The sequence below is a fragment of the Wocania ichthyoenteri Th78 genome, from assembly GCF_000789235.1.
Taxonomy (GTDB): domain Bacteria; phylum Bacteroidota; class Bacteroidia; order Flavobacteriales; family Flavobacteriaceae; genus Wocania_A; species Wocania_A ichthyoenteri.
Genome location: NZ_KN525716.1, coordinates 3,109,062 through 3,133,691, shown reverse-complemented (window position 1 = coordinate 3,133,691; position 24,630 = coordinate 3,109,062). Strand labels below are relative to the sequence as shown.

General features: G+C 31.7%; 24 protein-coding genes. 11 read left to right on the top strand and 13 right to left on the bottom strand.

Translation table 11 applies throughout. The features are described from left to right. Positions 1 to 188: 188 nt before the first annotated feature. Both mnmC2 and RG22_RS13705 read right to left on the bottom strand, forming a co-directional pair. Positions 189 to 887, bottom strand: coding sequence for a tRNA (5-methylaminomethyl-2-thiouridine)(34)-methyltransferase MnmC2 (gene mnmC2, locus RG22_RS13710; RefSeq protein ID WP_034044273.1), 699 nt, complete (start codon positions 885 to 887; stop codon positions 189 to 191). Position 888: 1 nt separating this feature from the next. Continuing rightward, positions 889 to 1,392 carry a DUF4920 domain-containing protein gene (locus RG22_RS13705; RefSeq protein WP_034044271.1) on the bottom strand — a complete coding sequence of 168 codons (504 nt, stop codon included), beginning with the start codon at positions 1,390 to 1,392 and terminating at the stop codon, positions 889 to 891. Between the two features lie 94 nt (positions 1,393 to 1,486). Between RG22_RS13705 and RG22_RS13700 the strand changes: the two genes are divergently transcribed. Then, positions 1,487 to 2,551 carry a branched-chain amino acid aminotransferase gene (locus tag RG22_RS13700; RefSeq protein WP_034044268.1) on the top strand — a complete coding sequence of 355 codons (1,065 nt, stop codon included), beginning with the start codon at positions 1,487 to 1,489 and terminating at the stop codon, positions 2,549 to 2,551. A 165-nt stretch (positions 2,552 to 2,716) separates the two neighbouring features. Here the strand turns inward: RG22_RS13700 and RG22_RS13695 are convergent, their stop codons facing one another. Next, positions 2,717 to 3,103, bottom strand: a complete 387-nt coding sequence (locus RG22_RS13695; RefSeq protein ID WP_034044265.1) for a pyrophosphohydrolase domain-containing protein — start codon at positions 3,101 to 3,103, stop codon at positions 2,717 to 2,719. Between the two features lie 388 nt (positions 3,104 to 3,491). On the opposite strand from RG22_RS13695, the gene RG22_RS13685 reads away from it, so the two are divergent. Then, positions 3,492 to 5,060: a T9SS type A sorting domain-containing protein gene (locus RG22_RS13685; protein ID WP_034044259.1), complete on the top strand. Its 1,569-nt coding sequence runs from the start codon at positions 3,492 to 3,494 to the stop codon at positions 5,058 to 5,060. A gap of 270 nt (positions 5,061 to 5,330) precedes the next feature. Here RG22_RS13685 and RG22_RS13680 read toward each other — a convergent pair whose 3' ends face one another. Next, positions 5,331 to 7,370, bottom strand: coding sequence for a dipeptidyl-peptidase 3 family protein (locus tag RG22_RS13680; RefSeq protein WP_034044256.1), 2,040 nt, complete (start codon positions 7,368 to 7,370; stop codon positions 5,331 to 5,333). 279 nt (positions 7,371 to 7,649) lie between these two features. Between RG22_RS13680 and RG22_RS13675 the strand changes: the two genes are divergently transcribed. The 3 genes from RG22_RS13675 (at position 7,650) to RG22_RS17350 (ending at position 10,184) form a co-directional block, all read left to right on the top strand. Continuing rightward, the gene (locus tag RG22_RS13675; RefSeq protein WP_034044254.1) at positions 7,650 to 8,672 is read left to right on the top strand and encodes an SRPBCC family protein; all 1,023 of its coding nucleotides are present in this window, start codon (positions 7,650 to 7,652) and stop codon (positions 8,670 to 8,672) included. Positions 8,673 to 8,680: 8 nt separating this feature from the next. Then, on the top strand, positions 8,681 to 9,046 hold the full coding sequence (gene crcB, locus RG22_RS13670; RefSeq protein WP_034044252.1) for a fluoride efflux transporter CrcB: 366 nt from the start codon (positions 8,681 to 8,683) through the stop codon (positions 9,044 to 9,046). Between the two features lie 103 nt (positions 9,047 to 9,149). Next, on the top strand, positions 9,150 to 10,184 hold the full coding sequence (locus RG22_RS17350) for a DUF4365 domain-containing protein (protein ID WP_052143749.1): 1,035 nt from the start codon (positions 9,150 to 9,152) through the stop codon (positions 10,182 to 10,184). Between the two features lie 143 nt (positions 10,185 to 10,327). Here RG22_RS17350 and RG22_RS13660 read toward each other — a convergent pair whose 3' ends face one another. Next, complete coding sequence (locus RG22_RS13660; RefSeq protein ID WP_034044250.1) at positions 10,328 to 10,930, bottom strand: DUF1684 domain-containing protein; 603 nt, start codon at positions 10,928 to 10,930, stop codon at positions 10,328 to 10,330. Positions 10,931 to 11,217: 287 nt separating this feature from the next. Here RG22_RS13660 and RG22_RS13655 point away from each other — a divergent pair, with 287 nt between their 5' ends. Together RG22_RS13655 and RG22_RS13650 are read left to right on the top strand one after the other, a co-directional pair. Continuing rightward, positions 11,218 to 12,462, top strand: a complete 1,245-nt coding sequence (locus tag RG22_RS13655; RefSeq protein WP_034044248.1) for an MDR family MFS transporter — start codon at positions 11,218 to 11,220, stop codon at positions 12,460 to 12,462. Then, the gene (locus RG22_RS13650) at positions 12,453 to 12,830 is read left to right on the top strand and encodes a VOC family protein (protein WP_034044247.1); all 378 of its coding nucleotides are present in this window, start codon (positions 12,453 to 12,455) and stop codon (positions 12,828 to 12,830) included. The genes RG22_RS13655 and RG22_RS13650 overlap by 10 nt, the downstream gene beginning before the upstream one ends. A gap of 39 nt (positions 12,831 to 12,869) precedes the next feature. On the opposite strand, the gene RG22_RS13645 is transcribed toward RG22_RS13650, so the two are convergent. Then, positions 12,870 to 13,310: an Lrp/AsnC family transcriptional regulator gene (locus tag RG22_RS13645; protein ID WP_034044245.1), complete on the bottom strand. Its 441-nt coding sequence runs from the start codon at positions 13,308 to 13,310 to the stop codon at positions 12,870 to 12,872. Between the two features lie 123 nt (positions 13,311 to 13,433). Between RG22_RS13645 and RG22_RS13640 the strand changes: the two genes are divergently transcribed. After that, on the top strand, positions 13,434 to 13,829 hold the full coding sequence (locus tag RG22_RS13640; RefSeq protein ID WP_034044243.1) for a hypothetical protein: 396 nt from the start codon (positions 13,434 to 13,436) through the stop codon (positions 13,827 to 13,829). 1 nt (position 13,830) lies between these two features. Here the strand turns inward: RG22_RS13640 and sigZ are convergent, their stop codons facing one another. The 3 genes from sigZ to RG22_RS13625 form a co-directional block, all read right to left on the bottom strand. Then, on the bottom strand, positions 13,831 to 14,370 hold the full coding sequence (gene sigZ, locus RG22_RS13635; protein ID WP_034044241.1) for an RNA polymerase sigma factor SigZ: 540 nt from the start codon (positions 14,368 to 14,370) through the stop codon (positions 13,831 to 13,833). A gap of 305 nt (positions 14,371 to 14,675) precedes the next feature. Continuing rightward, the gene (locus RG22_RS13630; RefSeq protein WP_034044238.1) at positions 14,676 to 18,122 is read right to left on the bottom strand and encodes a methylmalonyl-CoA mutase family protein; all 3,447 of its coding nucleotides are present in this window, start codon (positions 18,120 to 18,122) and stop codon (positions 14,676 to 14,678) included. 250 nt (positions 18,123 to 18,372) lie between these two features. After that, complete coding sequence (locus tag RG22_RS13625) at positions 18,373 to 19,326, bottom strand: MBL fold metallo-hydrolase (protein ID WP_034046116.1); 954 nt, start codon at positions 19,324 to 19,326, stop codon at positions 18,373 to 18,375. 41 nt (positions 19,327 to 19,367) lie between these two features. Between RG22_RS13625 and RG22_RS13620 the strand changes: the two genes are divergently transcribed. From RG22_RS13620 to RG22_RS13610, 3 genes are all read left to right on the top strand, one after another. Beyond that, positions 19,368 to 20,072 carry a DUF4197 domain-containing protein gene (locus RG22_RS13620; protein ID WP_034044235.1) on the top strand — a complete coding sequence of 235 codons (705 nt, stop codon included), beginning with the start codon at positions 19,368 to 19,370 and terminating at the stop codon, positions 20,070 to 20,072. A gap of 54 nt (positions 20,073 to 20,126) precedes the next feature. Further along, a complete protein-coding gene (locus tag RG22_RS13615; protein WP_034044232.1) occupies positions 20,127 to 20,783 on the top strand; it encodes a putative signal transducing protein in 657 nt (218 codons plus the stop codon). Between the two features lie 211 nt (positions 20,784 to 20,994). Next, positions 20,995 to 21,192 carry a Lacal_2735 family protein gene (locus RG22_RS13610; RefSeq protein WP_034044231.1) on the top strand — a complete coding sequence of 66 codons (198 nt, stop codon included), beginning with the start codon at positions 20,995 to 20,997 and terminating at the stop codon, positions 21,190 to 21,192. 179 nt (positions 21,193 to 21,371) lie between these two features. On the opposite strand, the gene RG22_RS13605 is transcribed toward RG22_RS13610, so the two are convergent. Genes RG22_RS13605 through prfA form a run of 4 tightly spaced genes read right to left on the bottom strand, consistent with a single transcriptional unit; the run spans position 21,372 to position 24,532 of the window. Beyond that, positions 21,372 to 22,181, bottom strand: a complete 810-nt coding sequence (locus tag RG22_RS13605) for an ABC transporter substrate-binding protein (RefSeq protein ID WP_034044229.1) — start codon at positions 22,179 to 22,181, stop codon at positions 21,372 to 21,374. A 23-nt stretch (positions 22,182 to 22,204) separates the two neighbouring features. Further along, a complete protein-coding gene (pyrF, locus tag RG22_RS13600; protein WP_034044227.1) occupies positions 22,205 to 23,038 on the bottom strand; it encodes an orotidine-5'-phosphate decarboxylase in 834 nt (277 codons plus the stop codon). A 12-nt stretch (positions 23,039 to 23,050) separates the two neighbouring features. Continuing rightward, on the bottom strand, positions 23,051 to 23,410 hold the full coding sequence (locus RG22_RS13595; RefSeq protein WP_034044226.1) for a four helix bundle protein: 360 nt from the start codon (positions 23,408 to 23,410) through the stop codon (positions 23,051 to 23,053). 45 nt (positions 23,411 to 23,455) lie between these two features. Beyond that, positions 23,456 to 24,532 carry a peptide chain release factor 1 gene (prfA, locus tag RG22_RS13590; RefSeq protein WP_034044224.1) on the bottom strand — a complete coding sequence of 359 codons (1,077 nt, stop codon included), beginning with the start codon at positions 24,530 to 24,532 and terminating at the stop codon, positions 23,456 to 23,458. Positions 24,533 to 24,630: the final 98 nt, after the last annotated feature.

Genomic DNA, 24,630 nt, shown 5'->3' with positions numbered 1-24,630 from the left:
AAACTATAGTTGAAACCTAATTATAAATTCACTTTTTAAAGACCTTTCTACTGTGCTCAAGGTGACATCAGTTTTCATTTTAATAATTTAAAACATGATGAGATGCTGAAACAAGTTCAATATGACGTTAAACTTACTTGTTATTGTAAATTATAAAATTCTACTTTATTTTTTGAAGCCATTGAATGTTACGCTTCTTTACAAGCGCGTAACATTTCACGTTTTCCAGGTGGCCCAGGTAAACGTTCAACTTTAAATCCAACAGTTTCCATAGCGCGCCTAACACTGCCTTTTGCAGAATAGGTGACTAAAACACCGTTAGTTTTAAGAGCATCAAACATATTTTGGAATATTTTTTCTGTCCACAATTCTGGTTGAACACGCGCACCAAAAGCATCAAAATAAATAATGTTATAACAATCTTTTTCTTTTATTTCTGAAAAGAATCGGTTTTGCTTTGTTAATGAAAAATGAGATGTGACTTTATGAGATGCTTCCCAAGAAACTTCGTGTAATTTATTAAAATGAGACACTTCATTTTCGGCTTTTAGTTCTTTTGAATAATTTAATTGTTTGATTTCATCCATTAAAACTGGATACGCTTCAGCTCCAAAATAGTCAACATCAATCTTTAATTTTTCAGCTTCTAATAAAGTAATAAAAGCATTTAAACCTGTGCCGAAACCAATTTCTAAAATATCTGTTTTTGAATTAAGAATATGAGGTTCTTCGATTTGTTCAGAATCACAATAATGATGCAACCCATGTTTAATAAACACATGATAGGCTTCTTGTATTGCACCGTGCTTAGAATGGTATTGCTCACCCCATTCTGGCAAATGAATGGTTGATGAACCATCTGCTGTTATTACAATTTCGCGTTGCAAACTATTGTTTTAATAATACGCCGTCGGCTTCAAACGAGTACGTTTTTTTCGGTTCGGTAATGCTTGCTATTTCTTCGGCTGATTTCCCTTCGTCTTCTGCATAATGACGTTGTTCGTCTATCGAAACCTCTTTTACATAAGCTTTACCGTTTATAATAACTTCTTTTCCTTCAATATCTTTAGGCATAAAAATGGCATAATCTTTAAACTTCACCATTACTTCTTCTTTATCTCCTAAATCTAAAGTCATCCAACAGCCTTTTGCTTGACAAACCTTATTAACGGTTGCCACTATTTTAGAATTGATACTATCACCAACATTCATAGTTTTATAGTGCGATGCCATAGATGCAGCTTCAATAGCATCATCAGAAATTATAGTATTTCCAAAAGAGGTGTACTCCGTTTTTGCTACTTCAACTGGAGTTTCTTGCTGCTTTTCATCTTTGTTTTTGCAAGAATTTAACATGAATACACAGACAATTATTAAGGTAATTGATTTCATAGTATATAATTTTCAATTTTAAGCGATTTGTTACAAATATATCATTTTTTAATCACGTTTTTACTTAAATTTGTACCATAAAACAACTCAAATTATGAATGCTTTAATCAATGATATAGAGGTTATAAAAACAAAAACTACAAAAATTAATGATGTAGATTTTGACCATTTAAGTTTTGGAAAAACATTTTCTGATCACATGTTAGAATGTGATTATAAAGATGGTAAATGGCAAGCGCCAAAAGTGGTGCCTTATGCGCCTATTACTTTAGACCCTTCTGCTAAGATTTTTCATTACGGACAATCTGTTTTTGAAGGTATGAAAGCTTACAAAGATGAAGATGATAATGTACTATTATTTCGTCCTTTAGATAATTTTAAACGCTTAAATATTTCATCAAAACGTCTTGCAATTCCTGAATTGCCAGAAGCTTATTTTATGGAAGGCTTAAAAGCGCTTTTGAAAGTTGATAGCGATTGGATTCCTAAAAAAGATGGCAGCTCATTATACATAAGACCTTTCGTTTTTGCTACTGGCAAAGGGTTTCATGCATCACCAGCAGACGAATATAAATTTATAATTTGTACCGCCCCTTCAGGTGCTTATTTTGCTGGAAAAGTAAAAGTTTTAATTGAAGAAAAATATTCGCGTTCTGCAAACGGTGGTGTTGGTTTTGCTAAAGCAGGTGGAAATTATGCAGGACAGTTTTATCCAACACAATTAGCCATTGAAAAAGGCTACCAACAAGTTATTTGGACAGATGACAATACACATGAATATATTGAAGAAGCTGGTGCGATGAATATTTTTGTTCGTATAAATAACACACTTATTACGGGTCCAACCAGCGATAGAATTTTAGATGGTATTACTCGTAAAAGTATTATTGAGTTAGCAAAAACTGAAGGTATTAATGTAGAAGTTAGAAAAATCTCAGTTAGCGAGGTTGTAGAAGCTGCAAAGAATGGTTCGTTAAAAGAAATGTTTGGAGCTGGTACTGCTGCGGTAATTTCTCCAATAGCTGGATTTGGTTATAAAGATGAAGATTTTGATTTACCAGAATTAGAAAATACGTATGCGAGTTCTTTAAAAAAGCGCATTACCGATATACAAACTAACAAAGTTGAAGATCCTTTTGGATGGAGGTATAATGTTTAAAAAGCCCTTCCCTATTCCTTCCCAAAGGGAAGGCGATACTCAAACGAATTAAAAAAAGAGAAGTTAAAAATACTTCTCTTTTTTTAATCATGTTTTTTCTGAGGTTCTGAAATACTGAAACAAGTTTAGAACAAGTAAATTCAGAATGACGAAAGGGTATAATATCTATTTATCTAATATAGCTTCAATATTAGGCTTAAAATAATTTGGCCCCTTAAGCACTTTACCATCTTCACGATAAATAGGTTGTCCATCTTCACCTAGTTTACTCATATTACTTCTTTGAATTTCGTTAAACACTTCTTCTATTTTATATTGCATACCGTGTTCTATAATCGTTCCACATAAAATATAAAGCATATCTCCCAGCGCATCTGCAACTTCAACTAAATCATTATTATTTGCCGCATCTAAATACTCTTCATTTTCTTCTCGCATGAGCTTATAACGCAACATATTTTTAGCTAATCCTAAATCTGCTTTAGGCGTTTCTCTGTGTCCTATTTTAAATGCAGTATGAAATGCTTTTACGGCTTCAATTTTATTTTTCATAAATAAACTATTTTTTCATTTCCTTGAAGAAGGAAATCTTTAGTGTTTTCATTAAATTTGCATAAAAATAACTATATGTTTAGTAAAGGTCAAATCATTTTCGGAGTTTTATTTTTTATTGTCTTTGCTATCATTATTGGTTTTACTTACCGAAAAGATTTAAAACTACACAAACGTTTTTATAAAGGTAGTTCTTGGATGTTGCTTGCTTTTATTTCATTTATTCTATTTATTGTTGCTATTAAGTTTCTTTTAAAATAGGGGTTTTGTTCGAATTTATTAGCCTTTCATCTATTTTATCATGTAACAAGTAAATGAAATTTCTAAATTGTTATTCTCTTTTAGTAACAATAGCTATATTATTAACCAACCATTTAAAACACTCTATATGAAACAACTACTACTCTTTTTCGTATTTACAATCTTTACATCTTTTAACTTAAACTCTCAAATTATATGGCAAAATACAATTGGAGGAAATACATTTGATGATGTTGAAAATGTTATTTACACCTCTGATGGTGGATTTTTAATTATTGGTGTATCCGAATCAGGAATTTCTGGTGATAAATCTGAAAGCTCAAGAGGAGGAAGCGATTATTGGATTGTAAAAACCAACAGTCTTGGAGTTGTAGAATGGGATAAAACCTTTGGTGGTAGCGGTAACGAATATCCAGTATCTGCTATTGAAGCTGCAAATGGTGATTTTGTAATTGTGGGTGATTCTAACTCAGGTATTTCTGGCGATAAATCTGAAAACTCAAAAGGAGGTTACGATTTTTGGATTGTTAGGATAAATAGTTCTGGAACAAAAATTTGGGATAAAACTTTTGGTGGTGCTGATGATGAGTATGGTGTTGATCTAAAAGAAACAGCTACTAACGATTTGATTATTACTGGAGACTCTGCTTCAAATATTTCTGGCGATAAATCTGAAAGCTCGCGGGGTTTTACCGACGTTTGGACTATAAAAATAACCAGCACAGGAACCCTTTTATGGGACAAGACTTTAGGCGGTGATGCCGATGAAGAAGTTAGGAGTGTTTTATTAACCCCTGATGGTGGTTACATACTAGGAGTAATAGCAGAATCAGGTATTTCTGGCGATAAAACTGTTAATACAAGTAATAATGAAGATTACTGGGTTGTAAAAGTAAGTAACACTAATACAATAAATTGGCAAAAAACATACGGAGGCACATCTACTTCGGTTACTGCGCTTTCATGCTTAATTGCAACATCAGATGGTGGTTATCTTTTAGCTGGAGATACAGACTCTAATATAGGAGGCGAAAAAACAGAAAACACAAATGGTGGTTTCGATTTATGGTTTATAAAGACGAATAGCACTGGAGATATTCAATGGCAAAATACTGTTGGTGGATCGGATGATGATTACACACCTTATGGTTTTGAAAAAACAGGAGGTGGCTATGTATTTGCTGCAGAATCATTGTCTCCCATCTCTGGTGACAAAACCGAAAATAGCAATAGTAATGATATTTGGTTGATAGAATTAGATGCAACTGGAAACCTTGTTGCTGACAAAACTTATGGTACAAACTCAACAGAATATCCTGAGCAAATAATTGAAACCAGCGATGGTAATTTTGTAGTGGTTAGTAGTGTAGACGAATTATCTGGAGACAACACCGAAGCTCCTGTTGGTGACACAGATTATTGGTTGTTTAAAGTTGATAAAAGCACTTTATCTGCCTCTTCATTAACAAATGACTTAGACTTAAAAATATTTCCAAATCCTGCTAAAAATCTCATAAATTTAATATCTAAATCTAAAATAGAGTATGCTGAAATAATAGATATTACTGGAAAAATAATATCAAAAATTGAATCGCCAAGCAAAACATTAGATATTTCAGCACTTTCAAAAGGCATCTATATTTTAAGACTTAAATCTAAAAATCAAATTACTAATAAACGTATAATTAAGCAATAACTTTTATATGATAACTTTTTTAGGTATTAAAAAAATATAAAAACTAGGAAAAAAAGGTTTTTAACTGTTATATAAATAAATGTAAGATTTGACGCAACCAAATGTTAAATTTTACATCTAGATAATAACTAGAGAAGCCTAAATCATGAAAATACTTTTAATCATTGCCATCCTTATTATTTTTAATTTAATTCTTTTAGCGTTTAGCGTAAACAAAAAAACAGACCCTTGAAAAAAGGTCTGTTTTTTTGTTTACTTTTTTAAAAGAGTTTAATTAACCTCAGGTAAAAAACTATAATTTTTACTATACTCTAACATTTGACCAGGAAATGTCTCTGGTTGTGTTACTTTAATAGCTATAATTTCTCCAGCTTCATTTTTTTCTGCAACTAAAACAGGATTTACAAAACCACTATATGGTGCCGATGTAAATTGTTTGTTTCGCTCTAGAACCTCAGCATGAATTGCTTGATCTACTTTTACACCGTAGCCTTCAACTAGAGCTTCAACTGCAGCATAATCGCCTTCAGATTTTATACGTTGTGTTTCACGTAACAATTGCCCAAATAAATCGTGTAATTTATTGTAATCGTTAATGTTAAAATAAGTTTTACCATCGCGAGTTACTTTTTCAATAACGTTATCTGCTTTTCCTTTTTCAAAAGCCCAAGCCGAAACCCACTGTCTATTACGCATGTGTGCTTCTTCAACATCATCGCCTAAGTTTAAACGAATTAACTGTGTCATTAATCCATTTCTAATATACCCATCGTAAGCGGATTTACCAACTGATTTCCAATCTTTTACCAATCCTAATTCTTGTAATTTAGGATTGTACAAATAGTAAAGCCCCACTAAATCTGCACGACCCTCTTCAAGAGTTGATGCATAATTTTTTAGAGTTTCTTTAGTTTCTCCAACTCCAGGGTTTAATTGTCCTGATGCATGCCCAATAACTTCATGTAATGCCGTGTGCAGTTTATCTGCTAATTGTCCATGTTCTTCTTCTAATTTTAATTCTTCTTCATCATGCACAAATTCTTTTAAACGTCCTGTGCTTCCTGCATTATTATAGGCATGAATAATGTTACCTAAGGAGACCGATTTACTACCAACAGCGGCACGAATCCAGTTGGCATTAGGTAAGTTTACACCAATTGGCGTACTTGGTGAGGCATCACCAGCTTCTCCTGCAACATTAACCACTTTGTAAGTTACACCTACCACATTTTTCTTTTTATGAGCGTCCATTAAAGGTGAATTGTCTTCAAACCATTGTGCGTTATCCGATAAAACTTTCATTTTTTGAGACATATCAAAATCGTTAATTTGAATGATACTCTCATAAGACCCTCTATATCCTAAAGGGTCGTTATATACTTCAATAAAACTATTAATATAGTCTACATTACCATCAGTTGCAGCTGTCCATGCCACATTATAATCATCCCACGTTTGTAAATCACCTGTTTTATAATACTCAATTAACAACCCAAGAGCATTACCTTGAGCTTCGTTTTCGGCAACACCTTTTGCCAATTCTAGCCACTTAACAATCTCATCGATTGCAGAGCCGTACAAACCTCCAGATTTATAAATACGTTCTTTTAAAACACCATTTTCTTTTACCAATTGAGAATTTAATCCATAGGATAAAGGTTTTTCTGGATTTGGAGATATCATAGCTTTATAAAAACTTTCTACATCGGCATTAGTTACATTAGGTCCGTAAAAATTAACAGCTGAAAGCGCCACATTATCAACGCCTTTTGCCTGATTTACTTTTTTAGAATCTGCATCATTAAAAATTACATCAAAAGCTTCGCCTTCTAAAATTGCGTTAGTTTCTGCTAATAATTCTTTTAAATAATCTGATGAAAATTCTGGTTCTAATTTAGCGTTTGAATAATGGTGATGAATACCATTACTAAACCAAACACGCTTTAAATAGGTTTCAAAAGCTTTCCAATTATCAGTTGTTTTATCACCCTTATAATTTGCATAAACATGCTCTAATGCTTTTCTGATTTTAAGATTATGTCGGTAATTTTGATCCCACATCATATCTCTTCCAGCCAAACCTGCTTGCGTTAAATAGTAGACCAATTTTTGCTCTTTTAAAGTAAGTTGCTCCCACCCAGGAATTTGATAACGCAATATTTTAATATCTGCAAATTGCTCAACATTGTGGTTAAATGCTGTTGATTCTTTCTTTTTCATGCTATCGCTAGTTTTTTCAGATTTATCATTTCCGCACGATAACAAAAAGCTTGCTACTAAAGCAAAACTTAATACTGTTTTTAGTTTCATTGATTTATTTTTATTTTTAGTTATTCAATAAAATGAAGCTAATTAAGTTTAAATAATTTATGATTTTCTCAAAATAAATAAACTCAATTATTAAATACTTAATTTTAGAGCAGCAAATGTAATAATTTATTAATCAAAGATTAAAATGATTATATTTGATTTTCGTTATTATTTTAATTTTTTTCAAGATGAAACATCCATTAATAAATGGTAAGTATTTAGTAAAAATGATTATATGGATGCTACATGTGACTATTAAAAATCATTAATCATAAACACATGAAAACTCTAAAATACATCCTGTTTTTATTGCTAATAGGCATTATTGGCTCAGCCATTTATATTGCTGTACAACCCAATGAATTTGAAGTTACCAGAACTCGAACCATAAAAGCACCCGTTTCAATTATTTACGATAATGTTGTCGACCTTAAAAACTGGGAAGCATGGTCGTCTTGGGTTGAAGCAGACCCTGATATGAAAATTACATTATCTGAACAAACCAAAGGCGTTAACGGATCGTACTCTTGGGAAGATAAAGATGGTGTTGGTACGATGAAAATTACTGAAACAGTACCTAACACTTCAATAAAACAAGAGATGCAATTTGCTGAATTTCCGTCATCAGATGTGAGTTGGAAATTTATACCCAACGATGATGGTTCAACAGAAGCTAAATGGAGTATTTCTGGAAAAAATTTACCGTTCGTTTTTAAAATGTTCTCTATTCTAATGGGTGGCATGGAAAAACAAATTGGTCCGCACTACGAACGAAGCCTTGAGAAATTAGATAGTATTGTTATTGCTAGTATGAAAAAATACAGCGTTACTGTTAATGGACTTACTAATCATAGCGGGGGTTATTATTTATATAACACAACCTCTTGCAAAATAAGTGATTTAGAAAATAAAATGACAGAAATGCTGCCTAAGATTATTGAGTATGCTTTGAAAAACAATATAAATATGGCTGGGTCTCCTTTTGTAGCCTATCATAAATGGGATGAAGAAAATAATGCCGTCATGTTTTCTTATTGTGTACCGACTACCGAAAAAATAATTACAACTGATAGCAATATTTTAACCGGACAATTACAACCATTTAAAGCTATAAAAACTACTCTAAATGGAGATTATAACAATTTAAAAGAAGCTTGGGAAACGGCCACTAAACATATAAAAGAGAATAATTTTGAAGAGGTACATAATTTACCAGCTTTGGAAGTGTATTTAACAGACCCGACGAGTAAACCAAATCCAGCAGATTGGATAACCGAAATTTATATTCCAATAAAAGAATAATATTATAAATGAAACAACTTTTATTAGTTTTTGTTGGTGGTGGTTTTGGTAGTGTATTACGCTTTGTAATTGGTAAATATTTGAACTCTACAACAACTGGAATACCTTACGGCACATTTGCTGCAAACATTATAGGCAGTTTACTTATTGGTGTTATTTTAGGGTTGGCAGCAAAAAACGATACACTAACACAAAATCAAACCTTATTACTAGCCACTGGGTTTTGTGGTGGCTTTACAACCTTTTCTACCTTTGCTTACGAAAACCATCTATTTTTAAAATCGGGCGATTTTACAAGTTTTGCTATTTATACCATTGCAAGTTTTGTTATTGGATTTTTAGCTGTTTTTTTGGGACTTTTTTTGGTGAAGTGAAATTTGACTTTGTAAAAAATTTCGGTTACCTTCATTTACCGTCGGATATAAAACATAAAACGATTTCATATCCGCAAAACAACATTATATGGCATTAAACTAAATGAGAGATAGTAACACCGAAAGAATAGGAATTTATAAGACTGGATTCATTTTTACGAAGGAAGTAAAATGGATTTTTCGCGAGCAACCAATTGTTGATGTCGGAATAGATGCCTTAATAGAGCAATCTACAAACGGAAATCCAACTGGTCAATTCATTGCAGCTCAAATTAAAACAGGAGAAGGAAATTTCCATATTAGTGAAAATCATTTAACACATTATGTATCAAAAATACATTATAATTATTGGCTCAATTTTAATGTCCCTGTAATTCTAGTTGGACATCTACCTGATGATGATAAAACATACTGGGAAAACATCACAAAAACAACTCTTCAAAAAACCAAAACACAGTGGAAAATTTCAGTTTCCAAAAAAAAAGAATTAGATGTCAAATCAATTGATGAGCTTACTAATATTATTGAAGGAGCCGAACCTAATAATTTCCTAACAGATATAGAAAACGGCTCAATTACAGATTTAGAGCTTCAAAAAATTGTTGAAGAATCAGAGTCCTCGAAATTTTTTAGAGAAGCAACATCTAATATTGTTGAATTGGTAACTCTTCTTGGAAAAAAAACAACCGAAAACAATAATGTAATTGATAATTACGGAAAACAAGGGTTAACTGAATTTGATAAACGTGTTTTGAGAACAGTGAAAAAATACGCTGAATTTATGAATTCTATTACTTTAAAATTAAATAAAGAAATTGATGACTTTTCCTTTCATTATGCACGTGGAATTTATGCTTATGAAAAAGCTACATTAATGAGTTTTCATATTACTAAAAATTATAAAAAACTTAATGACACTTCTGATAGTTTAAGACCAATAATACCTGCAATGGAAAATGCTATTAATGGAGTAAAGGTTATGCGAAATTCAGTATCAAACTTGCCGATTAAATACTCACATTTAAAAAAAGCAAAGATTAAATTTACCGACACTACAAATCAAATTATTGATGAATTCAAAATTGCAATATCTGTCACCAATAAATTAATTGAAAATATCGAAAAAATATCGAAATAAACGCCATATAAAAATAATGCTTAGTTTAGTGCTTTATTAAGAGTCCGTGCACTTTTGTTACATCTGATTTTACTGCGGAAAATCCTCGCACACAAAACACGCAACTAATCTTATACAAACACGGTAAACGAACCTCACAAAACTCAATGCTTCTCAAAAGCTTTAACTCCAGCTTCAATCCCAGTTTTTAAATAATTTTTTCTTGGTACAATCGGGCAAGAATATTTATCGTTATAAGCGCAATACGGATTATAGGCTTTATTAAAATCTATTATCATCGTATCTCCTTTGGGTATTTTAGCATCAATATAGCGTCCGCCACCATAACTTTCTAACCCATTGGTTTCATCTAAAAAAGGTAGAAACAAATAATCTTCATATCCATCTTTTTCAATTAAACCTAGGTTTTGATAAATGTTTAACGTGTAGTCTTTTCCTTTTAAATTAAAATTCAATTCCCCATATTTAACATATTCTGGTTTTCTGTCTGTGGTCGTTTTCATTTTAAAAACTTTTTCGTTTGGTGTTCTTTTAAAACTTGCAGTAACCACATAAGTAGAATCGAATTTAAAAAAATCTAAACCCTGAAAAATGGTTCTATCTTCATCTTTTAAAGGCGATGTTGTAGCATCTTTATATTCGGCATTTAATTCTTTTTGAAATTCGGTTTCACCCAAAATAGGTCTCTTTTCTTGTGCACAACCAGCTACTGAAATTATTAAGAATAGTAAAACTAAATTTTTCATTTTTTAAATTTTATTCATTTCAAAAGTACAACTTAAGAATATTTTTTTTAGCTTTGAAGCATCAAAAAAGTAAAAATGCGTAGTAACGTCACAATTTATAGAAAGCAATGGACCTCTTGTTTAAAGACAAGGTGTTGGGCTTATTATATATTGTGGTGATATGATTATAAAATATTACAATATTAAAAAGTCCGACTTCACAGTCGGACTTTTTATTTTTAGTCAACTTTAGACTTCAAATTTAAAATCAAAACATGTAGAAACAACAACTTGAACAATCAGAACTAATGAAAACATTATTTAACAATTACTTAAACACGTTTAGCGGGCTTTCTAGAGAAGTTTGGTGGCTCGCTTTAATAACATTAATTAATAGAGCTGGAACTATGGTCATTCCGTTCTTATCGCTTTATTTAACAACAAGTTTAAACTTTACCCTAAGTGATGTTGGTTGGATTATGAGTGCTTTTGGTTTAGGGTCTGTAATTGGTTCTTGGTTAGGCGGTCGATTAACTGATAAAATTGGATACTACAAAGTTATGGTATTTAGCCTGTTAACTACTGGTTTAATGTTTATTGCATTGCAATTTTTAACAACATTTGTTTCTTTTTGTGTAGGTATTCTTTTAGTTATGTTGGTAGCAGATATGTTTCGTCCAGCCATGTTTGTGGCGTTAAGTGCTTATAGCAAACCAGAAAACAAAACACGTTCTGTAACTTTAATTAGGCTAGCTATTAATCTTGGTTTTTCAGCTGGCCCTGCTATTGGAGGAATAATAATTACAACTTTAAGCTATGGTGGTTTATTTTGGGTAGATGGCATTACATGTATTTTAGCAACATTTGTATTAATAAATGTATTGAATCCAAAAACAACAAAAACATTAGATGATATAAAAGTCCTAAACCCAAAATCAGCATACCACGACAAGGCTTTTTTAATATTTTTAGCAGCTATGGTACTGTTTGGTGTTGTGTTTTTACAATATTTTTCAACAATGCCAATCTATTATAAAGAAGCTCATCAATTAACAGAATTGGAGATTGGTATTCTTTTAGGAATGAACGGGTTTTTAATTTTTGCTTTTGAAATGCCTCTAATAAAATGGTTAGAAAATACAACGTTTACTAAAACTGGGTTAATGCTTTTTGGAGCTATCCTTACTGGACTAAGTTTTATTATATTAAACTTTACATCTTGGGTTGGTGTTTTAATAATTGGTATGCTTTTAATGACCTTTGGAGAAATGATAGCATTTCCTTTTTCTAATGCTTTTGCCATGGATAGAGCAAAAAAAGGAAATCAAGGTGAGTATATGGCATTATATTCTATCGCTTTTTCAATCGCTCATATTTTTGGGCATAATGCTGGATTACAAATGACAAATAAATTAGGATTTGATAACACATGGTATATTATTACTGGTCTTGCTGCACTTTGTGTGTTTTTATTATTCTTTTTAAAACAATACTTAAATGCTAAAAAGAAAAAACAATTAATAAAAGAAGAAAAAGAAATATTATGGATTTAAACCAAATAACAATTCCGTCGTTAGACGTTGAAAAAGCGACGGAATTTTATAAAAAGTTAGGGTTAATTTTAATAGTTAATGCCTTACCACGTTATGTAAGATTTGAATGTCCTAACGGAAACTCAACATTTTCAATTCATAAAGTAGATGAATTACAAAAAGGACATGGCATTACTATCTATTTTGAAGATGATTACCTTGATGAATTAGTAGAACAATTAAAATCAAAAGACATTATATTTACAAGTGAACCTGAAGATAAAATGTGGTTATGGCGCGAAGCACATTTAAACGATTTGGACGGTAACTCAATTATTTTATATAAAGCAGGTAAAAACAGAAAAAATCCACCTTGGCGAATAAAGTAGTTTTCGCTAAAAAAAATTTGAGGACAAAAAAACAACTTATTAAACCGGTTTAACTTCTTTTTGTTTTACTACTCGCGATAAAACAATTTGTGTTTTAGTTTCCCCATAAGTAATAAGCTGATCTATAAAAACCTCTAAATGTTTTTGGTTTTTTAAAACCACTTCCATAACTATATTTTCGTCGCCAGTGATGCGGTAACAATTTATAACTTCGTCATAGGTTTTTACTTTTTCTAAAAACGGTTTTAGTTTACCCATAAAAGCACGCAATGTAATAATAGCTTTAAACTGATAACCCAAATCGAATGGAGAAACCATGGTTTTATAATCTTCAATAATACCCAAATCTTCCATCTTCTTTATGCGCTCAGAAACTGCTGGAGAACTAATGCCTACTTGCCTACCAATTTCTGCATTAGATTGTCTAGCATTTTGCTGTAAACACTTCAAAATCTTCTTATTAAGGCTATCAATACTCATTTAAACAAATTAGACTATAAAACATTAATATTTAAAGTAAATATACACATTTACTTTAAAATCAAAAGAATAATATGAATTCTTGTGAGTAATTTTGATAAAATTGCTTAAGAAAAAATAAACATGTTATCTAATACCCCACAAAACCTATCGGAATTACCGATTTATAAAAAAGCATTAGATATTTTTGCCTTGTCGCAAAATATATCTGCCTACTTAAATCAAGATTTATCTGTTTTAAAAGACGATGGATCTGAAGATATTCATATTTATTTTTCAGGTGATATTGTTCAACAATCTGTGGCTTTAGTTCCAGAAATTGTAAACGCAGAATTAGAGCGTTTTTCAGAGAGAAAACATAAACATATTGCCTCACTTAAGCGTATTACAAATATGCTTTATAAAAACTCATACCGCCTAGAACAATCTAATAGTAATGGGAGAGATTTTTTACCAATTTTGCGTAGAGAATTGAAAAAATTTAAAAAATTGCAACGTAATTGGATAATGACCTTATAAATTAGTTACAAATTTTACAATCTTCTTTAGTCTTAACTTCTCCAATTAAATGGCCTTTTTGATTCATTTTATAGTCACAGCATTCCATGTACCCTTGTGCAATTAATTTTCTAGCACGTTGAATTCTCGATTTTGCAGTTGGCAAGGCTAGTTTTAACTGTTCTGCAACTTCTGCTTGTTTCTTTCCTTTAATGTCTGCCAAAAATAAAGGGTCTCGATACTTTTTAGGAAGCCTTTTAATAATTCCGTAAAGACAATCTTTTTCGTTATGATTGGAAGGCTCTTCTTCAATTTGAGTATCATGCTCCTTAAATTCGGCACTTATTTTATTCGTTCTAAAAAAATCTAACATGGTATTTCTAGCAATAGTAAAAACCCATGATTTAAGCTTTTTGTGGTCTTGAAGTGAATCGAGTTTCGTGTGTATTTTAATAAATGTGTCCTGTAGCACATCGTTTACAATCTCTTCGTTTTTTATCCTTGATAGAAGAAATTGCTTAACATCTTGATGATATGTTTCCCAAATGTGATTTGTATTCATAAGATAAAATGAGCGTTGGAAGTATTTACCAACGCTCATAAAAATTAAGATCTAACAATTGCAGCCACTACAGCTACAAGATTCGCAAGTACAATTTTTACATTGACCATTTGTACAACTATCGCAAGTACAAGTACATTCGTTATTTTTCATAATTATTCTTTTTTAATGTTACATCTATAAGACGAAACTTTTACAAAAAAGATGCATTTATAATGAAATTTTAAAATATTTTTCAACTGTTCTCAGCATAAGCGATATTCACAATTTAGTAATCGCTTTGCTCTACTAAACTGGAATCCTGCTTACATATTTCTTCGATATTGCCCACCTACTTCAAATAAGGCTGAAGTAATTTCACCTAAAGAACACACTTTACAGACATCCATTAAAGCTTCAAAGATGTTTTCATTATTAACAGCTTTTATCTGAAGATCTTTTAATAAGGTTTTTGTATCGTTTGACTTATGAAGATTTTCCAATGTTTTTATTTGAAATTGTTTTTCGTCTTCAGTTGCACGAATAACCTCTTTAGGAATAACCGTTGGAGATCCTTTAGAACTTAAAAACGTATTTACTCCAATAATTGGGAATTTCCCATTATGTTTCAAAGTTTCATAATACAAACTTTCCTCTTGTATTTTAGAACGTTGATACATGGTTTCCATGGCTCCTAAAACACCCCCACGTTCGGTAATTCTATCAAATTCTAAAAGAACAGCTTCTTCAACCAAATCGGTTAATTCTTCAATAATAAAAGAACCTTGTATTGGGTTTTCATTTTTAGCTAACCCCAATTCTTTATTAATAATTAACTGAATTGCCATGGCACGACGAACAGATTCCTCAGTTGGTGTTGTAATGGCTTCGTCGTAAGCATTGGTGTGTAACGAATTGCAATTATCATAAATAGCATATAAGGCTTGAAGCGTTGTACGAATATCGTTAAAATCAATTTCTTGAGCATGTAAGCTACGTCCAGATGTTTGAATATGATATTTTAGCATTTGCGCTCTTGCATTGGCTCCATATTTATGTTTCATGGCTTTAGCCCAAATTTTTCGCGCTACACGACCAATAACAGCATATTCTGGATCGATTCCGTTAGAGAAAAAGAACGATAAGTTTGGACCAAATTTATTGATGTCCATTCCTCTGCTTAAATAATACTCCACGTAAGTAAAACCATTAGATAAAGTCAATGCTAATTGCGTAATTGGGTTTGCTCCAGCTTCTGCAATATGGTAACCGGAAATAGAAACTGAATAGAAATTACGTACATTATTTTCTATGAAATATTCCTGAACGTCGCCCATTAAACGCAAAGCAAATTCAGTTGAAAAAATACAGGTGTTTTGAGCTTGGTCTTCTTTTAAAATATCGGCTTGAACGGTTCCTCTAACTTGTGCAATCGTGTTCCTTTTAATATCTGCGTAAACATCTACTTGCAATACTTGATCTCCAGTAACTCCTAATAACATTAATCCTAATCCATTATTACCTTCGGGTAAATCGCCATTATATGTTGGCCTTTCAATTCCTTTTTCATTATAGATTTTTACAATTTTAGCTTCTATTTCTTTTTCTAAACCATTTTCTTTAATATAAAGCTCGCATTGTTGGTCGATTGCAGCATTCATAAAAAAGCCTAACAACATGGGTGCAGGACCATTAATGGTCATACTCACCGATGTCATTACATTTGCTAAATCGAAACCAGAATATAGTTTTTTAGCATCGTCTAAACAGCAAATACTAACTCCAGCATTCCCGATTTTACCATAAATATCTGGACGTAAATCTGGATCGTTTCCGTAAAGTGTTACACTATCAAAAGCAGTCGATAAACGTTTAGCAGGTAACCCTGCACTCACATAATGAAAACGTCTATTAGTACGTTCTGGACCACCTTCGCCAGCAAACATACGCGCTGGATCTTCTCCGGTGCGTTTAAAAGGATATAATCCTGATGCATAGGGAAACTCTCCTGGTACATTTTCTTGTAAACACCATCTTAAAATATCACCCCAAGCTTGGTATTTTGGTAACGCCACTTTTGGAATTTGCGTGTGAGATAACGATTCTGTATGTGTTTCAATTTTTATTTCCTTATCTCTTACTTTAAAAGAATAAATAGGGTTTTTATATGTGTTTACTTTTTCATCCCAACCTGTAATTATTTCCCAATTGTATGGGTCGAGATTTAGTTTTACTCTGTCGAATTCTTTAATCAATAAACCTACAAATTGCTTAGAACTGTCATCCTGAACTTGGTTCAAAATCTCATCTTCAATTAAACCTAATTTTCCAATGAAAGACCTTTCGACTGTGCTCAAGGTGACATTAGCGACTGAACAGATTGTTTTATAAACCCCATATAGTCTCTGAGCAACTTCAACCTGCTCATTTGCTTTTTTATCATAAGCTCTATTATTTTCAGCAATTTCAGACAGATAACGTGTTCTAGATGGCGGAATTACAAAAATCTTCTCACTCATTTCATCAGAAATATGAAAAGTAGATTTTAAATCAGAACCTGCTTTTTCAACTAACTTATCCATGATGGCTTTATAAAGCGTATTCATTCCTGGGTCGTTAAATTGAGACGCAATCGTTCCAAAAACAGGCAATTCATCTTGTGGTGTATCCCAAAGATTATTATTACGCATGTACTGTTTTTTTACATCACGCAACGCATCTAAAGAACCTCTTTTATCAAATTTGTTAATCGCTACTAAATCAGCAAAATCAAGCATATCAATCTTTTCTAGCTGTGTTGCTGCACCAAATTCTGGAGTCATTACATACAATGACACATCTGAATGTTCTATAATTTCGGTATCCGATTGTCCAATTCCAGAAGTTTCCAAAATAATCAAATCGTATTCAGCAGCTTTTAAAACCTCAACAGCTTCGTTTACATATCTAGATAAGGCTAAATTAGATTGACGCGTTGCTAAACTTCGCATATAAACTCGTGGAGAATTAATCGCATTCATACGAATACGATCACCTAAAAGTGCACCTCCAGTTTTTCTTTTTGAGGGATCGACAGATACTAAACCCACTGTTTTTTTTGGAAAATCGATTAAAAAACGACGTACTAATTCATCAACTAGCGACGATTTTCCTGCACCACCAGTTCCTGTAATTCCTAGAACGGGAGTTTTAGAATCTTTATTTTTTTTATGAATTTTGTCTAAAGTTGCTTTGGCTACTTCTGGAAAATTTTCAGCTGAAGAAATGACACGTGCAATTGCTTTTGGATTTTTCTTTGATAAATCTTTAATATCGACATTTAAAGTATCTCCTATTCCAAAATCAGATTCCTTAACCAAATCGTTAATCATGCCTTGTAAGCCCATTTCGCGACCATCATCTGGCGAATAAATACGAGTAACCCCATAATCCATTAAATCCTTGATTTCAGATGGCAAAATAACACCGCCGCCGCCGCCAAAAATCTTAATATGTTCTGCGCCTCTTTCTTTAAGCAAATCGAACATATACTTAAAATATTCGTTATGACCTCCTTGATACGAGGTTAAACAAATAGCATTAGCATCTTCTTGAATAGCTGTGTTTACAACCTCTTCAACACTTCTATCGTGACCTAAGTGAATTACCTCTACGCCAGTTGCTTGAATAATTCGACGCATAATATTAATGGATGCATCGTGTCCGTCAAAAAGTGATGCTGCGGTTACAATTCTAACTTTATACTTTGGCTTGTAAGGTGTTACTTGTATCATTCTTAAAGAATCTTGAATTTTGTGTTGCAAATTTACGGAATATTCAAAAAATTAGGCCATTTATATTAAATTATATAAAGCTTTAAATTTTCGTTTTTTGACACTTAAAATTAAGATGTGACTTTATTTTTTTCTTAGTGTCTTAAGAAAATAACGATAAAACCTAAGTCGCTAATTAAGGGATTAATTGGAGTTTTACTAAAAGGCATCTTTCTCTCAAGGTGCCTTTCATTAAAAGTATACTTATTAACTACAAGTTGTAAATAGCACCTTGGTTAGCAAAATGAAATCCTAAGTTTTGAATACTATCTTTTAATTTGTGCTTGTCTTTTAACGTAGGATTAGTATGATTAAAATGTATAAAATGAATTTTGTTTTTAGTTGCATTTGATTCCTTTTCAAATAACTTAATGGTTTCTTGAATAAACGGATGTGGAACTTCACTCATAGGTCTTAGTATTTCACCTTCCTTGAAAAAAGTAGCATCTAAAAAGGCATAATCTACTTTTTTAACTTCCTCAATAATACTTTTCTCCCATAACTGCCATTTATTAATGTCTGGAATAAATAAAGCTGATTTATTTTGTCCTTCAATTTTATAACCAACCGTTTCTGAAAATTCATCGCGATGCGGCACTAAAAAGGGTGTTACTTTTAATTTTAAATTTAATGTGATTGTCGAATCATTTCGGAGCGTTTTCAAATCAATATTATTTAAGCTTACTAACTGACTCCACGGACCGTTATTTTGCAAATACATTTTCATTTTAGGCATCGTATAAACTGGAATGTTATTTCCGCCTAAAGCCTCTCTTCCAAAATACATCAATCCTGTGTAATGCCCAATATGTGCATGCGTTAAAAACACACCATCAATCACTTTATTATTATCTAAATGCGTTTTTAGCAACTGTGTTTGTGCTACAACATCTGGAGTGGCATCAAACAACCATTTTTTGCTGTGTTCTAAATCTACCAAACCTAAACACGAAATTAATTTCTTTGATTCTTCACCTTTATAAAAGGCTTCGCAGCACACTTTATTACAATTAATTTGAGGAAATCCAGCATCTTGAGCAATGCCTAAAATCGTAATGTATTGCATTGGTTTTTCGGTTAATTTCTCTGCTTCTTTCTTTTTGTTAGCTTCACAATTAAACAATGAAACACAAAATATTAAGCATAATATTTGAAATAACTTCATTTGTAAAAATATATCTTTGTTAAATATATAAAACATAAATTATGATTCGTAAATTTTTAGCAGTCTTCTTAATATTCAATTTAACTGCATGTGCAGAATTACAAGAAATAGCAAAACAATTACCACAAAGTGGAGGTATTGGAAATACCGAAATTGCTTCTGGATTACGACAAGCTTTAGACTTTGGAATAGACAAACAAGTAACGAAACTAACACAAACCGACGGCTTTTATAAAAATGAATTGGTTAAAATTTTATTACCCGAAGAATTACAAAAAGTTGATAAAGCGCTTAGAGATATTGGTTTAAGTAAATTAGCCGATGAAGGTTTAAAAGTACTTAACAGAGCTGCTGAAGATGCTGTAAAAGAAGCAACACCCATTTTTATTGACGCCGTTAAAGGTATTACGTTTGCCGATGCAAAAAATATTTTATTAGGAAATAATGATGCCGCAACACAATATTTAACTAGTAAAACACAAACCGCTTTATACGATAAATTCAATCCTGTTATAAAAAACTCGTTTAGTAAAGTTGGTGCCGACCAGATTTGGGAAAATTTGATTAATAAATACAACAATATCCCTTTTACAAATAATGTAAACCCAGATTTAACTGATTATGTTACTGGCGAAGCTTTAAAAGGTGTTTACACTATGATTGCTGTTGAAGAAAAAGAAATCCGCACCAAACTATCATCAAGAACTACAGATTTATTGAAGAAGGTTTTTGCTTTGCAGGATTAGAAAACTATTTTCAAAAACAACTTTAGTTATAAAACATCTAAAAGACAACCATAAATGGGAGTAAGTTATTCGATATTTAGAAAATTTCCAACTTTAGAACAAGCTAATGAATTAAAAGATTTGTTGAAAGAAAATGGAATCGAATCAATCCTTGCAGACAACGTTCCTCCAGTTGATGTTACTTTTTCGGGGAACACTCTACAAAACGAAATTGAAATACTAATAAAGCAATCAGACTTTAAAAAGGCTGATGAACTTTTAGAAAAAAATGCAGAAACTTTAATAGACCAAATTGATAAAGATTATTATTTATTTGAATTTACAAATGAAGAACTTTATGAAGTTTTGCTAAAATCTGACGAATGGAATGCATTTAACTATACTTTAGCTCAAAAGATATTAACTCAAAGGGGCAAGTCAATAGACAAAGACTTATTGAATTCTTTAAAAAATGAACGCATAAATCAATTAGCAAAACCTGAAGGAAACCAAAAGCCTTGGATTATTGGAGGATACGTTTTTTCTCTTTTAAGCGGCTTCTTGGGTTTAATAATTGGTTATTTTTTTTGGACTTCTAAAAAAACTCTACCAAATGGACAAAAAGTTTATTATTATTCGGAAAACGATAGAAAACACGGAAAATATATATTTTATTTAGGATTAATAATTGCACCGACTGCTTTACTCCTTAAAGTAGTTAGTCAATTCTAAAATAAAAATGTTTTGTATTATTATATAGAATAAACCTAGTTATTTAAACAACCCACCAAAAGCAACAATAATACTTTTACTATTTGTAATATTGATTTTTAAAATCATTTTTACAAAAAATAAACACTTACAATTCAAAATTTATTGAATTACGCCTTTAGTTTTCAAATAAAAAAACGTATATTTAATAGCTTGACTTTCAAATAGTAAGATGAACAGAATTGACATTATAAAAAGCAATCAAACAAAACTTAATAAACGTTACAAAGAACTTATTGAGCAAGCTTATAATTTTCGTCAAACCGATTCTGCTTTGAGTGATATTTCGGAATACAGAGCTATAAAACTTCTTAATAAACTTAATAGGCTAAAATATTTATCTAGAGAATTAACTCAAACATCTGTATAAGTTTAGCAATTTTTTAACTTTTTAGTCACATCTAAAAGACTGATAAATACGTACTTTATATATAAAAAAGAACGTTATGAATCCACATTTTTGTAGAGTTGGAAAAATTAAACCCAACCTAAATAAATTAATTAGTTTAAAAGAATTAGAAACTAAAATTGCGAATTTTGTAGATGATACTACAAAGCTTGAAACGCCTCAAGATTTAAGCGCAAGTTTTTAAAATAAGTAAACGCTTTTGTGAGTCTTGAGCCGTACCACGAAAACATTTCGCCATCTGCTATAACAATATGAGCATTGGGGTAAAACATTTGTACTTCTTTTTTATGTGAATTATTAAAAGGAAAGGGTTCGCTTGACAATAAAATTACTTCTACATCTTTATTAATTGTCGCACCGTTAAGTTCTATTTCTGGGTAACGTTTTTTAGTTTTGTAAATATTTTCGAACTTATTCAACTCTAATAAACAATTAATAAATGTATCATTTGCTGCAACCATCCATGGGTTTTTCCAAATAAAATAAGCCACTTTTAAAGTTGGCTTTTTTTGAATGAAAACTTTAAAATCATCCGTTTCTTTTTGAATTTCATTTGTAATTTTTAGAGCGTCTTCTTTTTTATTAAAAATTGTTCCGTATTGATTAATCAACTCTAAACTATCTTCAATATTAAAAATATCAGACACGTGGACATTACAAATTTGCTCGCAAGCTTCAACAAGGTCTTTAGTGTTTTCTTCTTTATTACAAAGAATAATATCTGGATTTAAAGCTTTTATTTTTTCAAGCTTTATTTGTTTAGTTCCTCCAACAATTGTTTTACTCCTTAATAAGTCTTTAGGGTGCACACAAAATTTTGTAATACCAACAATGCTCGTTTCTAAACCCAAATAGACTAACAATTCGGTTTGACTTGGCACTAGCGACACGATGCGCTTTGGTGTTTTTCTTATTTGAACTTTACGATTGAGTTGGTCTTTGAATTCCATAGGATAAGATTCTTACGTCATCACTAACGTGATTCCTCAGAATGACGGTTCAATTCAACAGCCATTTGTTTTTGAAGTCCCTTAGCTTTTAACGCTGCGGCTTGCGCAAAATCTCTTTCTTTTGACGCATAAATAATACCGCGAGAAGAATTAATTAGCAAACCAATATTTTCACTCATTCCATATTTACAAACATCTTGTAAATTCCCTCCTTGGGCACCAACACCAGGAACCAACAAAAAACTATCTGGAATAATTTGCCGAATATCTGCTAAATATTCTGCTTTTGTAGCACCAACAACATACATTAAGTTTTTAGAATTCTCCCAAGTTTTAGAGGTTTCTAAAACCTGTTTATACAATTCTTTTCCATCAACTGTTTTGGTTTGAAAATCGAAAGCGCCTTGATTAGACGTTAATGCCAAAAGAATAGTATGTTTATCTTTAAAGGTTAAAAAAGGCTCAACCGAATCTTTACCCATATACGGTGCAACAGTCACAGAATCGAATGCTAAGTCTTCAAAAAAAGCTTTTGCGTACATCGTACTTGTATTCCCAATGTCTCCACGTTTAGCATCTGCGATTGTAAAAATTTCAGGATGCTTTACGTTTAAATAGTTAATGGTTTTTTCTAAAGACTTCCACCCTTTTAATCCGTAGGCTTCATAAAATGCGGTGTTGGGTTTGTAGGCTACACATAAGTGGTGCGTCGCATCGATAACGGCTTTATTGAATGCAAATATGGGATCATCTTCCTTTAAAAGATACAGTGGGATTTTATTTAAATCGACATCTAATCCTATACATAGAAAGGATTTCTTTTTTTTAATTTCTTCTGTTAATTGGTTTTGGGTCATTGGTTTCGGGTCTTAAAACTGACTCTTTGAATATTTTATCAAGGCATTAATTCTTCTTTGGAGAATATTAATTTTCTCCTTCAATACTTTTTCATCTTCTTCATTTACAAAAGATAGTTCTTTACAGATTACAAAATGGGTTTCTAATTCAAAAGCAGAACCTAAACTTATTTGGAGAAATCGAACAAAGTCTTTTTGAGAATCTTTCGCACAACCTTCAGCGATATTTGCAGGTATTGAAACTACACATCTTGATATTTGAGATTTCAAACCAAACTTTTCTGATTCAGGCAATTTTCCTATTAAAACATAAACTTCTTTTACTAGTACTATTGAATCTTTCCATACATCTAATTCCCTAAAGTTTCTCATTAAATATAATTCTTATTTCAACACCTAATACCTAAGACCAAAAACCTAGATTACATCATCATTAGCTTTCAACTTCTCCGTGTTTTCAGCTAGCATTAATTCATCTATTATTTTTTGAATATCTCCATTCATAATATTACTTAAATCGTAAAGTGTCAAACCAATTCTGTGATCTGTAACTCGACCTTGTGAATAATTATAGGTTCTAATTTTAGCACTTCTATCACCAGAACTTACCATACTGCCTCGCTTTTCGGCATCTTCAGCATTCTTTTTAGCCAACTCCATTTCGTATAAACGCGAACGCAACACTTTAAAAGCCTTTTCCTTGTTTTTATGTTGCGATTTTTGGTCTTGACATTGCGCCACCAAACCTGTTGGTATATGTGTTAATCGTACCGCAGAATAAGTTGTGTTTACAGACTGCCCCCCAGGACCAGACGAACAGAAAAAATCGATTCGTACATCTTTTGGATTAATTTCTACATCAAATTCTTCGGCTTCTGGAAATACCATACAAGTTGCTGCACTTGTATGCACACGCCCTTGAGTTTCGGTTTGTGGTACACGTTGTACACGATGCACACCAGCTTCAAACTTTAATGTACCATAAACATCGTCGCCAGAAACTTCAAATTGGATTTCTTTAAAGCCACCGTTAGTGCCTTCACTAAAATCTACAGTATCAACTTTCCAACCTCTACTTTCGCAATATTTGGTGTACATTCTAAACAAATCGCCTGCAAAAATACTGGCTTCATCTCCACCAGTTCCTGCGCGTAATTCAACCACAGCATTTTTAGCATCTTCAGGATCTTTAGGTATTAAGAGTACTTTTATTTCTTCTTCTAATTTCGAAATACCTTCTTTAGCTTCGTCATATTGCATTTTAGCCATTTCTACCATTTCTGCATCACTACCATCTGAAGTAATGGCTTCAGCTTCTGCTAAATTATTGGTAAACTCTATATATTGCTCCCGCTTATCCATAAGAATTCGCAAGTCTTTGTACTCTCTATTTAGCTCAACATAACGCTTTTGATCGGTAATTATATCGGGCTGGATAATTAAATCGCTAACCTCATCAAAACGTTGTTTTACTATTTGTAATTTCTCTAACATCTGCCTGTTTTATTGATAGCCAAAAATACGATAATTTATGAATTTTTAATACAATCCTACGGCTGTTATAATGTAATTGTTAGAATATTTTTGTATCA